This is a genomic window from Methylosoma difficile, from assembly GCF_054657615.1.
Map to the genome: position 1 here is coordinate 203,099 of NZ_BAAHYJ010000004.1, position 13,249 is coordinate 216,347.

The following is a 13,249-nucleotide window of genomic DNA, read 5'->3' on the forward strand; positions in this document are numbered from 1 at the left end:
CGATTCCTAATGGGTGGGTTTTGAAGGCAAGTCTAACTATGCTACTTTCTTGGCAAGCTTATTTGAAGTGGCTAGGGGAAATAATGCGGCGGGCTGGAGTGAAAAACAGGTTTTTCACTCCCAAAAACGTGAAAACTGACGGGATTTTAACAAGCGTTTCGGCCTTGTATTATTGGCCTTCGGCTTCAACCACCGCTTGCAAAGAAGCCAAGCCTTTTTCAAATTGACCGCCGACCATTTTGTCGCAGTTCATCACTAAATTCATGGCCTTAGCCATAAAATTATTATGGCCTGACATCGACCAAGTCACCGTGGTTTGCCCTGCGTCGCTTGCAAACGTAAACACAGCGGTGTTTGTGGCAACAAAAGGCTTCAGGAATTCGAGTTTAAAGGTGATGGCTTGGTTGGTTTGGCTATCGGTAATGGTCATGCTGCCCTCGCCCACTTGGTTATTGCCCACCCAGCGCATGACTGCACCCACGCCCGACTCCGGGCCTTCAAAAGTGCTTTTCGAATGGGGGTCAAGCTTCGCCCAAGGCGACCAAGCATGCCACCACTGCAAATTGTTGACGTGGGGAAAAATGGCTTCGGCAGGTGCTGCCATTATGGCGCTGCGGGTGATGGTAAATTCGGCAGGTTGTTTGCTGATAAGTAAAACAGCAATCACAGCAAGAACAGCTACAACAAGTAAGATTTCAAGCATGGCGTTATCCTCTTCATTATTGGCGGCGGGTATAAGCCCAGACAGATCGTTTTGCCTATAAAACAGCAGCTTAAAGTGCTGATTAAGCGGCAAAATTGTAACGCGCAATGATGGCAAGCAATAGCTTATTTGTTTTTGAAGAGGATATTTGACCTTACTTAGGCGACGCAAAAAGACAAAAGGATTGCAGCGCCTATCGTTGCTGCCGCCAGCGGTAGTAAAGCTTGCCGTCGTCGCACAACCAACTGTGGCGTTGGGTGCCGCTCTGGTTGGTTTGCAACTGGCAATGATGGTCAATTTTGAATTGTTCCCATGCGCCATCATCGTCATTCAAGCTACTGTACAACTGCAACAACACGATAACTGCGCCAGCCAAACTTAAAAACAACAAGCTGTGCAGTGGGTTACGGACAATGTCGGCAGTGAGTTTTTGCAAGGGTTTGGCTGGGGGCATAAGATTTTCCTGATTTGTTTAACAGCGATAACGTTACGTTAAGCCATTCATGGTTCGACAAGCTCACCACGAACGGCTTGACCCGTCTCCACAAATGGTTCGACAGGCTCACCACGAGCGGCTTGACCTGTCATCACAAGCGGATCAACTTAACGGTATGGGCTTTAATACTGGGAGATTTATCTTTGCAATTCACCCAGCAAATAACTGTCCTTTACGGCTGTTAATGTAACCGGAATCGTTTGGTTTTCAACTGATTCGTTGGCAGGGATTTCCGTTGCGACACGCAGATAATTGGGCGTATAGCCAAACACCCGTTGTTTGCCATCTGCCAGCGGCTCGCTGTAGGCTTCCCACAACACCGGAAAAGTTCGGCCCAAGTTGGCTTCGTAAAACTGGGTTTTTAAAGTTTCCGCCAATTGGTGCAATTGCTGGCTGCGCTGTTTTTTGATCGGTTCGGCGATTTGCCCGGGCAAGGTGGCGGCTTTCGTGCCTTCGCGGCGCGAGTAAGTGAAGATGTGGATATGCCCAAAACCAATGGCTTTTATAAAATCAAAACTTTCTTGCCATTCCTGTTCAGTTTCGCCCGGAAAGCCGACGATGATGTCGGTGGTGATATTAAACTGCGGCACTTGCGCCCGTAATTGATTGACAATGTCTGTAAATTCAGCCGTTTTGGTACGCCGCGCCATGCGCCGCAACACCGAATCGGCACCGCTTTGCAAAGGCAGATGCAAATGCGGCATGACTCTTGGATTGTTAAACAAATCAAAAAAGCTGTCAGAAAACTCCCACGGTTCAAGCGAACCCAAACGCAAACGCGGGATGGCGGTGTCTTGCAAAATGGCTTTAATCAGACCGACCAAATTTTCGTCCAGATCGCTGCCGTATCCGCCCAAATGCACGCCGGTTAAAATCACCTCGTCGATGCCTTGGCTGTGCAACGTGTTGATTTCGTCAATAATGGCCTGAACAGGGCGGCTAATTTCTTCGCCACGGGCAACGGTGACAATGCAAAACGTGCAACGGTAACGGCAGCCGTCTTGCACTTTTACAAACGCGCGTTGCCGCCCACGGGTAAACAACGACACTTCGCCCGGCTCGGTCGACAGATACGGCATGGTGTCCATGTCCAGTTCAGTCAAAGCTTTTTCCACCAAGTGGTCTTTGTCTTTGTTGCTGACCACCATATCGACACCCAGCAATGAAGCGGCTTCATCCTGGTTGAGCGTGGCATAGCAACCGCTGACCACCAGTTTGGCTTTCGGGTTGTCGCGATGGATGCGGCGGATCAGATTGCGCGATTTGCGCGCGGCATCTTGGGTGACCGCGCAAGAATTCAGCACCACCAAGTGTGCGTCTTGCGGCTGCTGGGTGATGCCGTGTCCGGCTTTCTGGAAGGCTTGCGCCCACGTTTCCAATTCTGCCTCATTCAAGCGGCAACCGAGTGTTTTAAGATGTACTAACATTTAACCAAAGAACCAATAAGCAACAAAAATAGCGGCAAGAATGCCGAAAATGTCGGCAATTATCCCACAAGTGGCGGTATGGCGAATATGTTTGACGCCCACCGCGCCAAAATAAACCGCCAGCACATAAAAGGTAGTTTCGGTGCTGCCCTGCACCACCGATGCCATGCGGCCTGCAAACGAATCGGCACCGTGGGCTTTCATGGTGTCGATCATCATAGCGCGCGCACCGCTGCCGCTGAACGGCTTCATCAACGCCGTTGGCAAGGCATCGACAAAGCGGTCATCAACACCCAGGCTGCGGCAACAAAAGCGCACCGCATCTGCCAACAAATCCAAAGCACCACTGGCGCGGAACACCGCGATTGCCACCAGCATCGCCACCAAATACGGAATGATGCCAACAGCCGTTTGGAAACCTTCTTTAGCCCCTTCAACAAACGCCTCGTAAGCGTTCACGCCCTTGTAAAGCGCACCGACAATAAAAGCGATGACCAAAGAAAACAAAATAGTATTGCTCAGCAACGCCGACTGTTCCAGCATCTGCGCCTGCGGCAAACGGGCAAAATAAGCGATCAAACCCGCCACCAGCAGCGTAAAACCGCCGCCATAAGCCAAGATGATTTTGTCGAACAAATTGATTTTCTGCGCCGCCGCCACCGCCAGCAAACCACCCAGCGTGGACATATAAGTGGCGATCAGGATGGGAATAAAAACATCGGTCGGATTAGTCGCACCCAGCTGGGCGCGGTAGCTGAAAATCGTCACCGGAAATAAGGTCACGCCCGCCGTGTTGATGACCAAAAACAAGATTTGCGCATGGGTGGCGGTGTCGGGCTTGGGATTTAGCGTTTGCAAAGCCTGCATGGCTTTAATCCCCAAGGGCGTGGCGGCATTGTCCAAACCCAACGCATTGGCGGCGATATTCATAACGATTGCACCCAAAGCCGGATGGTCTTTCGGCACGTCAGGCATCAAACGGGCAAACAACGGCATCAGCCCTTTGGTCAGCAAACCGATAAAACCGCTTTGCTCGCCAATGCGCATCACCCCCAGCCACAAAGCCAATACGCCAGTTAACCCCAAAGAAATTTCAAACGCCGATTTCGCCGATGCGAACAGCGCTTGCATGATGTCGGCAAACACGTGCTGATCGCCAAACCACACCAACTTGATTAAAGCGGTGATGAAGGCAATGAAGAAAAAGCCGGTCCAGAGGAGGTTTAGCACAAGAGTATATAAATGTAGGTTTGGCTGTAAAAATGAAATTGTCTGGGCTTAAAAAAACACCAGTGAACCGGCTTATATAAACCAAAAAATTGCCAGTCCTAAAAAAAAATAACAATAAAACATTGTTTTTATTGTATTTTTAATTTGGCACATAAAATGTATTGCTAATTTTGTGTTTGCAGCAACTTTGGCGACGATGTTTTTTCAGTCGTTTTAACAAAAGGAAAAACCTAGCTAAATGCAAATACGTTACCTCGCCACCAAACAAACATTGGGGATGATTGATGAACATAAAACATTTAGTTGGCTTGTTAACCGTTACTGCCAAGGGTTTGGCTGAAATTGTACCGGCACCTGGACAGCACGCCAACATTAAGGCAATTAACCATCTAACAGCTATCAGCCAGAAAAAATAAGCATTGGCCCATTTAGCAAAAAATGGTGATTGCTTAAAACCAGCTAACAAAACAAACAATTACGCAAAATAAGGAAAATTCATGTCAATTACAAAATTAACCATCATAAGCTTCACCGCATTTTTTAACTTATCTGCCAATGCCGATATTAAAAGTGACCGGCAAAATATTGGCACTGCCTGTAGGCAAGATGCCCAAACGGCAAACTGCGGAACCGAGCAAGTCGGAACAGGACTGCTTAAATGTCTACACGAATATAAACAATCAAACCGTGCTTTTAAATTTTCTGATGACTGTGAAGCAGCACGCTTAGCGTTAAAAACCGACAAAAAAAATACTAATAACCCAAGCAAGTAAGTTGCCTTTAAACAATTAGGAGCTAATCATGAATAAAGACTATAAAAAAATCATTCACGTAGTAGCTGTAATAAATCTGTGCAGCCTGTTGGCTTGGACAGCATCAGCAGATGAACTAAAGGGACCGCCAGCCGCATCACCAGAAACCGTTGCCAAATACTCGGCTATAAAGGCAAAAGCGCTTGGTGATGAAAATCATCAGGTCATAAAAGAAGCATCGGATACGCTTTTGCAAACTGAAAAAGCCTTGTTGGCTTTGGAAAAAAATGATCCCAAAAATGCCCTGACCCTACTGCATGAGGTCGATGGCAAATTGTCCGCCATTTTGGCGAAGTACCCCGACATGACATTCGTTTCTGCCAATATTGACACTCAAATTATTGAATTTGAAGGTGATGCCAACGCCATACAAAGTGCCATTGATAAAGCCGATGATTATTTTGATGATGGCAAAATACAAGATGCAAGACAAATTCTGGACGAACTCATCAGTGAAGTACGTATCACCCTAAGAGGCCTTCCGCTTAAAACTTTCCCGACAGCCATTAAGGAAGCGGAGCTGGCAGCTGCAAGTGGAAAAACAGCAGATGCCGCAAATGGGCTTTATAGCGCATTGAATACATTAGATGAAATAACCGAAGTCATTCCTTTGCCCTTGTTACATGCAGAAATATTGCTCACGCAGGCATCGGAAACAGAACACCAATTGGATATTTCCCAAACCCAGAACCGCACTGAAGTCTCTAAATTAACCGCAGCGGCTAAAGACCAATTAAAACTGGCGCAATTATTGGGCTATGGCAATACCAGCGATTACAAACTGCTTTATACCGCGATTGATGAAATTGACAGTGTCATTTTTTCTGAAAAATCAGCAGCTGCCTGGAGCAACATAAAGCAGCATATTTCTGATTTAAAGAACAAATTAACCTACTTCAAAAAGTAACAACGCCAAAAGATGCCATCTGAAGAGCAGGATTCAAGAAACCCTTGGCTATCTCTTGGCTTTTTACCTTAATTAGGAGGAAACGTTTGTGAAAATATTAGTGCTTATATTTTTAGCATCATCCGCATTTTTTGCTAATGCCCACGCAGGATTGGCTACTGACAAGCAACTTATCAATACGGCCTGTTGGCAGGAAGCAAAAATAGCAAATTGTGGCCCGGAGCAAGTCGGACAAGGTTTGTTAAATTGTTTAAAAGCCTATCCTTTCAAAGGATTATCAGCAATTTGTATGAACGCCATTAATCGCTTTAATGCTGACAAAATAGGGACGTTAGCGGTAAGCCCTGTTGTCATTGTCAGACCATCTTACCCAATTCCCGGACCTGGTTACCTATGGAGACTGCACCCACGCTATGGGTGGGGCTGGTATCACCCTAGATTTGGCTGGCATTACGGCTGGCAATAATTCCAAGCCATTTTGACTTGAACAAGCATCATTTTCAGAAAGGAGCAATCATTATGAAAAAAGCATTAAAGGCAATTTGTTTAAGCTTTTTATTGGCAGGATGTGCGACCGGCCCTGCTGTCATCCGGCCTGTAACGGTAGTAAGGCCTGCTTATGCCATTCCGGAGCCAGGCTACTTGTGGCGAATGCATCCCGGTTTTGGATGGGGTTGGTATCATCCGCGCTTTGGTTGGTATCGGCGCTGACAGTAAGATTGTGGTTTTTTGTAAGGCCGGGCAGAAGCGTGTAGCCAATTCCAACATAAAATGATGGTCAATCTGTTCGCCCAGAGCTTGTCGAAGGGTGATTGTGGTTCGACAAGCTCACCATTTATGCCCTTGGGTACGAACAGCATCATTTTATTGGGTTTTGACTCTATTTACACTCTGCGGCAAACCACCTTGTTCTGAAAAGTACGGTTCAATACGATCTAAGGATTATTTTTGCCGCATAATAACCATTGATATTTTTATGATTTATAAACTTTGATGTTAGGGCCAGTATTAATGAAAAACGGTATTTCCAACAATCTAACCCATCATATTCTGCCCAACTCGGCAACGATGGTCGGTGTTTGCATTATGGTTATCAGTATCGTCAAAAGCCAGCCATCAGATATGGTCAGCTATATGATTGACAAAGCATTGGCAATTGACAGTGTCTTGTTTATGTCTAGCGCCGTCCTGTCGTTTTTGTCTATTCGAATAGAAAAATCTACTTCGCGATTAGAACGTTGGGCGGAAATGATATTTATCGTTGCGCTGGTGTCGATGACACTGATTGCCGTGGTGTTTTCGTTTGAGGTTGTTTGAATGCCAAGATAAGCGGGACGTGGCGCTTGTTTAGTTGATCCGATCATGGTTTGACAGGCTCACCATGAACGGATCAACGCATCGCCATTTATGCCCTTGGGTACGAACAGCTTAACTGGGCGGCATTGCCTATCAACCCGGCGGCCAAGCCAGTTGCCGTCCCGCCAATAAATGCAAATGCAGGTGGAAAACGGTTTGCCCGCCATCGCCGTTGCAGTTGAATACGGTGCGGTAGCCTGATTCGGCAACGCCTTCTTGCTGGGCAATTGCGACGGCGGTTTGCACAATATGGCCTACCAAAGCGGCATCGTCCAAGGCGTTTAGGTTGGCGTAGTGTTGTTTGGGGATCACCAAAATATGCACCGGCGCTTGCGGATGAATGTCGCGGAACGCCAGCACTTTGTCATCTTCAAAGACGATTGCGGGCTTAATATCGCCCGCCACCATTTTACAAAATAGGCAATCGGTCATGGTTTTATCCTGTGTGGTTAGGCTTTTGGCAAGGTGACGCCGGTTTGGCCTTGGTATTTGCCGCCCCGATCTTTGTAAGAGGTTTCGCAGACTTCGTCGCCACCAAAAAACAGCATCTGCGCCACGCCTTCGTTAGCGTAAATCTTCGCGGGCAACGTTGTGGTGTTGGAGAATTCCAAGGTGACATGGCCTTCCCATTCCGGCTCCAGCGGCGTGACATTGACGATAATGCCACAACGCGCATAAGTGGATTTGCCCAGGCAGATAGTCAGCACATCGCGGGGGATGCGGAAAAACTCCACCGTTCTTGCCAAAGCAAACGAATTGGGCGGGATGATACAGACATCCGATTTCACATCGACAAAGCTATTGGGGTCAAAGTCTTTCGGGTCGACAATAGCCGAATTGATGTTGGTGAAAATCTTAAATTCGTCCGAACAACGCACATCGTAACCGTAGCTTGATGTGCCGTAAGAAATCACTTTATTGCCGTTGGCGGCTTCGCGCACCTGCCCTGCTTCAAACGGTTCAATCATGCCCTGCTCCGCCATGCGGCGTATCCATTTATCCGATTTAATACTCATAAGTTGTGCTTTTACTGGTTTGATTTCAATGGGCAGATTTTAACACAGACCCTTTGCTTTGTTGGCAACACCGGCACGGCATTTACCCATGCTGACAGCAACCCTTTTGGCCTGAAAGAAAACAGCCAAGCGATTGCCTATGCGTTTAAGAATGGTGATGGACGACGCCGTTAAGTGATCTGACCCAGTCAGTCACCCCGATGCCGATCAGTGGGAAGTGCCTACGCCATTGACCCAGCTTGCCAATGCAAGGTATTCGGTGTTTTGGAGATGGCGTTAGTGGGTTGAATGTTATTGCTGTAGGGTGGTTTCGCCGATAGGCAAACCACCATGCACAATGCAACACCGTGGCTATGAAATGGTGGATTGCTGGCGCGAATCCACCTTACTCGTTACCTTGAGTGCAATATTCTATAGCAATAGCCAGCAAGTAAGATTTGTTGAATAGCTCTTTGTAGTCGGAGGTTAGTTTAGACTGAGTTTCACTAAAAATTTTACAGAATTTGAGGATTTCCGAGTTTGAGATATTTCGCTTTTTGCCCGATTCAGGTAATAGGCAAATACCGGAGTTAATAACTTCATAGGAGAACTGAAGACCTTTTTTTGTTTTCCAATCACGATCCTGAGCGAATTGCGCAAATGCTATAAATTCAGCTGCATTAAATTTCATGTCGTTGTTTTCCCATGTGGTCTAGTGTTAATTACACGTCCTAAATGATGAAAAACAACACATCATTCATTCTTCTAATTCGATTGAAATTTTGAAAAAAATAATTCCAATAAGTTGTTCATATTTAGCTTTTCTTAGTAAATTGGCTTAGCGGCTTGTCTTTTAAGTCATGTTTCAATATATCTAACACTTAGCTTAGAAATCCACTACGCATTCATAATTCTAATGATTTAATACAACATTAATAGTGAATTTCTAACAATCTAAATAATTCCATTGAAATGTTGTTCGATAAGTTCATCTCATAACACTTTTAATTAAATGAGCAAAAGATAAAACAGGCATCATTACCACCTAATATCCATCAAACACCTTTTTCATTTCTACTCAGCAAACCAACTTGGGTTCCCTATGTTCCGGATAGGATGCCTTTTTTTTTGCCCACTAATCCGCGTAAATCAAACCTTTCCACCTCTTGGCAAAAAAATTGCACTGCTATAGGTAATCAACTTAGCTACCCATAACTGTTTGAAATGTCGTAGCTAAGTTTGCAAAATCCACCTTAAACCCCGACAAGCCCATTGATTTTGTCGGGTTTCCGACAATCCATTTAGCTAGGAATGACGAGCAATGTCATTAACACGACTATGAAATTTAAAACCCTCTCCGTTACCGATTCTGAAAACTTGATAAAAACCGCCAATCCGCTGATTTTGGATTGTCGCGATCTGAAAGATTACAAAGCCGGGCATTTGGACGATGCCTTGCATGTGCACGAAGGTTTGAAAGAATCGTTGGTGAAACGCGGTGATAAGCAACGCAGTTTGTTGATTTATTGTTATTACGGACACGCCAGCGAGCATCTTGCCGAATTTTTCAGCGATTTTGGTTTTAAAGACGTGTACAGCATGGCGGGTGGTTATGCCAGTTGGAAAGAATTGCATCAGGCCGCGTAATGGAGTCGGCTATTTGGGAGTGGCTGCAAAACCACTATTTTTCAGTTGCCCAGCCGACGCAGCCCAATCTATCGGGCGTGGTGCCGCTGATTCTCGCCAGCCAACAAGGCCGCTGTGATGTGGTGAGTTTTCTACTTGCCCAACACGCGCCGCTGGATGCCTTGGATGAATACGGCAATAACGCGTTATGGGCGGCTTGTTATGCCCAAGCCAGCGATTGCATTACCGCTTTGCTTGATGCAGGCATTAACCTGAATTATCAAAACACCGCTTCCGGCGCGACGGCGTTGATGTACGCAGCTTCCAGCGGCAGGGAAGCGGTAGTTAAGCAATTGCTGGCGGCAGGTGCGGATGCCCGTCTGCAAAATCATGATGATTTCACCGCGCTGGATTTGGCTTCCACCCGCCCCATCCTCAAACTACTTTCCGCAACAAACCAGTCTTAATCTTAGGAGCTAACATGGACGCATTACCCCGCGAACTCGCCTTACGCATCGCCCTCGCCACCCGCGTGTTGCCGGGTGTGGACATCCCCAAAATACTGGACATTTTGCACGAACGTGTCGGCTCGCCGTTGAGCGACGAAAAACTCAAATCCGTCACCGTCACCAATTTAAAAACCGGCTTAGGCAGTTTGGATGGCGAAGAAGACGGCGAAGACATTGGCATCGGTTTAGCCAACATCAAACTGGCGGTGCGCTATCTCTGGGGCGATGAGGCGGAAGACGAAGATTTGCCGACCGCGCAACCGTATAAAGACGGCGATTTGCCGGAATCCATCCGCGTCGCCGTGGGATCAAACAGCGGGGCGTTGGTGAATGGGCATTTTGGTTCGTGCATCCGTTTTTTGGTTTATCAATTGTCGGCGTCTGATTACCGTTTGATTGATATTCGTTCGACCATCGAAGCCGACGATGCCGAAGACCGCAATTTGTTCCGCGCCAGTTTAATCAAAGATTGCCATGTGTTGTTTGTGCAATCCATCGGCGGCCCAGCGGCGGCAAAAGTCATCCGCGCCGATATTTACCCGATTAAAGTGCCGGATGTGGTTGATGCGGTTGAACAATTGAAAGAATTCCAAAGCGTATTTGCCGCGCCACCCCCTTGGTTTGCTAAGGCCTTAGGCCGTTCGGCGGAAGAGCGTGTGCGCTTTGCGCATGATGATGGGTGTTGATGGGCTTGCGTTGCGCCGAATGTTTAATTTTCAACATGCGGCGCAATGCCCGTTGGTTATTGCGTCCTATCTTTCTGACAAGCTTTAAAATCATTGATTTTAGAATGATTCTGCTTATCGTCCCTACCACACCATTTCTCGATGCTTACAATAAATGCATGCGGGAATTTTTTTCTAATTTTTGGAATGGCTTCTGTTAGAAGTTCGCCACTGCCAAAATAATTAACCACACGATAGTGGTCGTCTTTAAGATAAATGCTAATCGACGTTGCCGCCTCTTCAGGTGGCATAGTGGATATAAAGTTTTTGGCTTCTAATAAAGTGTTGTGAACAGAAAGAACAAGAGCCCAGTCTTGGATTTTTTCAAATTTCTTGCTAGTCAAGATATTTGACTCGATTTCTTCTGAAAACATAGAGCTAGTTGACAACGTTGCAGTAGCAGCTTTTTTCAGCGCTGGGTCAGTTGTATTTAAATTCACCATGGCTAACTGTTGCAAGTTACCCTGATACTCTAACTCTTTTAACGATGATTTAAATGGGAGTCGAATCCCAAAAAACTTAACTTCTTGAGCTTCGACCTGATGGCTTTCAAGGAATCCAGCTATCAACTCAGGTTTGAGTATAAAAATTACGACTACAATAATAATGGATAAATCTTTAATTGATGAAAGAATATTTTTGGTTATCGTCGAATATCTTGAAAGTAATTTACCAAACTTATTCTTGCGCTTTTGTGGCGGATCATTAGGCACTGTATTCATTCTAATTACCCTGATTTTGTATAGCCGATAAGTATGTTTTATTGAAAGTTGGGTCTTTCATATTTTCCGAATTTTTTAACGTAACAAGCTCATCCATTAATTCTTTACTTGCTAAGCCATGCGTTGATTCTTCACTCAGAACTTTCAATACTCCAAGACCAACTCTATAATTGCTCCCTCTTGTCTTGATGGTCTTTATAAAAGCGGTTGATACTTCATTTTTATACGAAGAATACATCAAAGCGAGCTTATCTCGGGCGTTATGTCTTCTATCATCTTGCTCGGCTTCGAAATCTTTTATTAGAGCTTCAATTTCAATGCTAATATTTTTATTTTCGGTGATCGAGGTAGGAACTATCGGGTTAGGCGGCACAATCAGATGCTCTGAAAAATATAAAAACAAGCTGTAGACAAAACCAATTGCCGCCAATATTCCGAAAAGTCTAGAAGATACTTTTGCAATTTGTAGATAATGATTTGTTGAAATTGTTGCTAGATTTTCAACATCAACATTTTCTTTAACTTTTGTTAACAGCGCTTTGGCTTTGTCTGAACTGTAATTCGTAAGTGCTATTAATGCTTGTAACCTTTTTTCATCATCTTTAAATTGACTAAGGATCTCAACAACTTGTTTTGCATTAAATAATTCCTCTCCCTCTATAATGCCCTTTATTGATCTTTCAACGGCGCGAGTTTTCTGTGAGTAATATAAATAGGCAATTAAGCCAAGAAGGCCCAAAAGACTAGAGACCCCTGTTGCGATTGTAATTATTTCTGGATTAAGCACTGTTGATTTCCTAAAGCCCAACGTTACGGTAAGGAGCTGTCTGCGTGATTTGCTTCAGCTCGTAGGGCGCAATAGCGGTAGCGTATTGCGCCGGATGTTTGATCTCCAACAGTCCGGCGCAATGCCCGTTGGTTATTGCGCCTTACGGCCTTGACTACCTTCTTTCAAGCATTTTATTTAGAACCTCATTCATGGGCTTGCACGTGTCCCATTCATAAAGCTCGTAACCTTTATCTAAGCGATCTCTAGTTGGTTTATCAAATTTACCGACTACATTATTGTTAAGTTCAATTTGGCCAGATGTGTTTATGAAATAAATCTGGTTTTGATAATTTACAGTCATTCTTATGTCTTCAAAAAAACGCTCATCGTCTCTCGTTTTTGAACTTTCTAATAAATCTTTAAAATAGGTGTTTTTAATAACCATTTTTCCACCTAGCTTTCCGCCAATAAAATCTTTTTTCGAAACAGGCAGATAAGTTTGAGTGCTAAAGAGCTTAAAATAGACTATTGATGAATTAGCTAAATTACATGCATTCGCATGATTAGTTGCCAGTAAAAATGTAACAAAAATATATGCTATTGAAATTATTATTTTCATGGATATGTCGTCCTTCGTGGCAAACCGAGTTGATCCCTTATTGGGTTTTCTGATGCATTAACATTCTATGCTAGCTCGTAGGGCGCAATAGCGATAGCGTATTGCACCGGATGTTTAATTTCCAACCGGTATTGCGCCGAATTCTAATCCCACACGCTACAATAAGCTATCGCTAGTTAGCGCTTTTTGTTGTTTAAGACTGGCAAATCAAGGGCTGACCAACTAGGATAGCCCCATTTAGCCTTTGGATTTTTTCCAATAAAATCGGTCTTGAAGTTAACTATGCAAAAGTTTTGTTAAAACAAGAATCCATTGTTATTGGGCGTGTCTAAAGCCGTGTTTCCCTCTTCGTT

General features: G+C 45.0%; 19 protein-coding genes. 9 read left to right on the top strand and 10 right to left on the bottom strand.

Going from position 1 to position 13,249, the window contains the following annotated elements; genetic code table 11:
• Positions 1-169 precede the first annotated feature (169 nt).
• The 4 genes from ACYQ1O_RS12615 to ACYQ1O_RS12630 form a co-directional block, all read right to left on the bottom strand.
• Entirely contained in the window at positions 170-703 is a 534-nt protein-coding gene (locus ACYQ1O_RS12615; RefSeq protein WP_459992139.1) for an SRPBCC family protein, read from the bottom strand.
• 193 nt (positions 704-896) lie between these two features.
• A complete protein-coding gene (locus tag ACYQ1O_RS12620) occupies positions 897-1,157 on the bottom strand; it encodes a hypothetical protein (RefSeq protein WP_459992141.1) in 261 nt (86 codons plus the stop codon).
• Positions 1,158-1,336: 179 nt separating this feature from the next.
• On the bottom strand, positions 1,337-2,626 hold the full coding sequence (gene mtaB / locus ACYQ1O_RS12625; protein ID WP_459992142.1) for a tRNA (N(6)-L-threonylcarbamoyladenosine(37)-C(2))-methylthiotransferase MtaB: 1,290 nt from the start codon (positions 2,624-2,626) through the stop codon (positions 1,337-1,339).
• Entirely contained in the window at positions 2,627-3,856 is a 1,230-nt protein-coding gene (locus tag ACYQ1O_RS12630) for a nucleoside recognition domain-containing protein (protein ID WP_459992144.1), read from the bottom strand.
• Between the two features lie 284 nt (positions 3,857-4,140).
• On the opposite strand from ACYQ1O_RS12630, the gene ACYQ1O_RS12635 reads away from it, so the two are divergent.
• The 6 genes from ACYQ1O_RS12635 to ACYQ1O_RS12660 all read left to right on the top strand — a co-directional run bounded on the left by ACYQ1O_RS12635 (position 4,141) and on the right by ACYQ1O_RS12660 (position 6,892).
• Complete coding sequence (locus ACYQ1O_RS12635) at positions 4,141-4,272, top strand: hypothetical protein (RefSeq protein WP_459992146.1); 132 nt, start codon at positions 4,141-4,143, stop codon at positions 4,270-4,272.
• Between the two features lie 81 nt (positions 4,273-4,353).
• Positions 4,354-4,629 carry a hypothetical protein gene (locus ACYQ1O_RS12640; protein ID WP_459992148.1) on the top strand — a complete coding sequence of 92 codons (276 nt, stop codon included), beginning with the start codon at positions 4,354-4,356 and terminating at the stop codon, positions 4,627-4,629.
• A 28-nt stretch (positions 4,630-4,657) separates the two neighbouring features.
• Positions 4,658-5,575: a YfdX family protein gene (locus tag ACYQ1O_RS12645; protein WP_459992149.1), complete on the top strand. Its 918-nt coding sequence runs from the start codon at positions 4,658-4,660 to the stop codon at positions 5,573-5,575.
• An 88-nt stretch (positions 5,576-5,663) separates the two neighbouring features.
• On the top strand, positions 5,664-6,041 hold the full coding sequence (locus tag ACYQ1O_RS12650; protein WP_459992150.1) for a hypothetical protein: 378 nt from the start codon (positions 5,664-5,666) through the stop codon (positions 6,039-6,041).
• 53 nt (positions 6,042-6,094) lie between these two features.
• Positions 6,095-6,286 carry a hypothetical protein gene (locus ACYQ1O_RS12655; RefSeq protein ID WP_459992152.1) on the top strand — a complete coding sequence of 64 codons (192 nt, stop codon included), beginning with the start codon at positions 6,095-6,097 and terminating at the stop codon, positions 6,284-6,286.
• A gap of 300 nt (positions 6,287-6,586) precedes the next feature.
• Positions 6,587-6,892 (top strand): hypothetical protein, encoded by a 306-nt coding sequence (locus tag ACYQ1O_RS12660; protein ID WP_459992154.1) that lies wholly within the window; start codon positions 6,587-6,589, stop codon positions 6,890-6,892.
• Positions 6,893-7,024: 132 nt separating this feature from the next.
• Here ACYQ1O_RS12660 and ACYQ1O_RS12665 read toward each other — a convergent pair whose 3' ends face one another.
• From ACYQ1O_RS12665 to ACYQ1O_RS12675, 3 genes are all read right to left on the bottom strand, one after another.
• Positions 7,025-7,363, bottom strand: coding sequence for a histidine triad nucleotide-binding protein (locus ACYQ1O_RS12665; protein ID WP_459992155.1), 339 nt, complete (start codon positions 7,361-7,363; stop codon positions 7,025-7,027).
• Between the two features lie 17 nt (positions 7,364-7,380).
• The gene (dcd, locus tag ACYQ1O_RS12670) at positions 7,381-7,947 is read right to left on the bottom strand and encodes a dCTP deaminase (protein WP_459992157.1); all 567 of its coding nucleotides are present in this window, start codon (positions 7,945-7,947) and stop codon (positions 7,381-7,383) included.
• Positions 7,948-8,332: 385 nt separating this feature from the next.
• Positions 8,333-8,617: a hypothetical protein gene (locus ACYQ1O_RS12675; RefSeq protein WP_459992158.1), complete on the bottom strand. Its 285-nt coding sequence runs from the start codon at positions 8,615-8,617 to the stop codon at positions 8,333-8,335.
• A gap of 647 nt (positions 8,618-9,264) precedes the next feature.
• On the opposite strand from ACYQ1O_RS12675, the gene ACYQ1O_RS12680 reads away from it, so the two are divergent.
• From ACYQ1O_RS12680 to ACYQ1O_RS12690, 3 genes are read left to right on the top strand one after another with little or no spacing between them, the layout of a single operon-like run.
• On the top strand, positions 9,265-9,573 hold the full coding sequence (locus tag ACYQ1O_RS12680) for a rhodanese-like domain-containing protein (protein WP_459992159.1): 309 nt from the start codon (positions 9,265-9,267) through the stop codon (positions 9,571-9,573).
• Complete coding sequence (locus tag ACYQ1O_RS12685) at positions 9,573-10,019, top strand: ankyrin repeat domain-containing protein (protein WP_459992160.1); 447 nt, start codon at positions 9,573-9,575, stop codon at positions 10,017-10,019. The genes ACYQ1O_RS12680 and ACYQ1O_RS12685 overlap by 1 nt, the downstream gene beginning before the upstream one ends.
• A gap of 14 nt (positions 10,020-10,033) precedes the next feature.
• Positions 10,034-10,747 (top strand): dinitrogenase iron-molybdenum cofactor biosynthesis protein, encoded by a 714-nt coding sequence (locus tag ACYQ1O_RS12690; RefSeq protein WP_459992161.1) that lies wholly within the window; start codon positions 10,034-10,036, stop codon positions 10,745-10,747.
• A gap of 56 nt (positions 10,748-10,803) precedes the next feature.
• On the opposite strand, the gene ACYQ1O_RS12695 is transcribed toward ACYQ1O_RS12690, so the two are convergent.
• From ACYQ1O_RS12695 to ACYQ1O_RS12705, 3 genes are all read right to left on the bottom strand, one after another.
• Positions 10,804-11,508, bottom strand: a complete 705-nt coding sequence (locus ACYQ1O_RS12695) for a hypothetical protein (protein WP_459992162.1) — start codon at positions 11,506-11,508, stop codon at positions 10,804-10,806.
• Position 11,509: 1 nt separating this feature from the next.
• Positions 11,510-12,295: a hypothetical protein gene (locus ACYQ1O_RS12700; RefSeq protein ID WP_459992163.1), complete on the bottom strand. Its 786-nt coding sequence runs from the start codon at positions 12,293-12,295 to the stop codon at positions 11,510-11,512.
• Between the two features lie 154 nt (positions 12,296-12,449).
• Entirely contained in the window at positions 12,450-12,896 is a 447-nt protein-coding gene (locus tag ACYQ1O_RS12705) for a hypothetical protein (protein WP_459992164.1), read from the bottom strand.
• Between the last annotated feature and the right edge of the window lie 353 nt (positions 12,897-13,249).

Bases quoted from the DNA above. Each gene is read 5' to 3' on its own strand.
- ACYQ1O_RS12615 (WP_459992139.1), bottom strand. From the start codon at position 703: ATGCTTGAAATCTTACTTGTTGTAGCTGTTCTTGCTGTGATTGCTGTT.
- ACYQ1O_RS12620 (WP_459992141.1), bottom strand. From the start codon at position 1,157: ATGCCCCCAGCCAAACCCTTGCAAAAACTCACTGCCGACATTGTCCGT.
- mtaB (WP_459992142.1), bottom strand. From the start codon at position 2,626: ATGTTAGTACATCTTAAAACACTCGGTTGCCGCTTGAATGAGGCAGAA.
- ACYQ1O_RS12635 (WP_459992146.1), top strand. From the start codon at position 4,141: ATGAACATAAAACATTTAGTTGGCTTGTTAACCGTTACTGCCAAGGGT.
- ACYQ1O_RS12640 (WP_459992148.1), top strand. From the start codon at position 4,354: ATGTCAATTACAAAATTAACCATCATAAGCTTCACCGCATTTTTTAAC.
- ACYQ1O_RS12645 (WP_459992149.1), top strand. From the start codon at position 4,658: ATGAATAAAGACTATAAAAAAATCATTCACGTAGTAGCTGTAATAAAT.
- ACYQ1O_RS12655 (WP_459992152.1), top strand. From the start codon at position 6,095: ATGAAAAAAGCATTAAAGGCAATTTGTTTAAGCTTTTTATTGGCAGGA.
- ACYQ1O_RS12660 (WP_459992154.1), top strand. From the start codon at position 6,587: ATGAAAAACGGTATTTCCAACAATCTAACCCATCATATTCTGCCCAAC.
- ACYQ1O_RS12665 (WP_459992155.1), bottom strand. From the start codon at position 7,363: ATGACCGATTGCCTATTTTGTAAAATGGTGGCGGGCGATATTAAGCCC.
- dcd (WP_459992157.1), bottom strand. From the start codon at position 7,947: ATGAGTATTAAATCGGATAAATGGATACGCCGCATGGCGGAGCAGGGC.
- ACYQ1O_RS12675 (WP_459992158.1), bottom strand. From the start codon at position 8,617: ATGAAATTTAATGCAGCTGAATTTATAGCATTTGCGCAATTCGCTCAG.
- ACYQ1O_RS12680 (WP_459992159.1), top strand. From the start codon at position 9,265: ATGAAATTTAAAACCCTCTCCGTTACCGATTCTGAAAACTTGATAAAA.
- ACYQ1O_RS12685 (WP_459992160.1), top strand. From the start codon at position 9,573: ATGGAGTCGGCTATTTGGGAGTGGCTGCAAAACCACTATTTTTCAGTT.
- ACYQ1O_RS12690 (WP_459992161.1), top strand. From the start codon at position 10,034: ATGGACGCATTACCCCGCGAACTCGCCTTACGCATCGCCCTCGCCACC.
- ACYQ1O_RS12695 (WP_459992162.1), bottom strand. From the start codon at position 11,508: ATGAATACAGTGCCTAATGATCCGCCACAAAAGCGCAAGAATAAGTTT.
- ACYQ1O_RS12705 (WP_459992164.1), bottom strand. From the start codon at position 12,896: ATGAAAATAATAATTTCAATAGCATATATTTTTGTTACATTTTTACTG.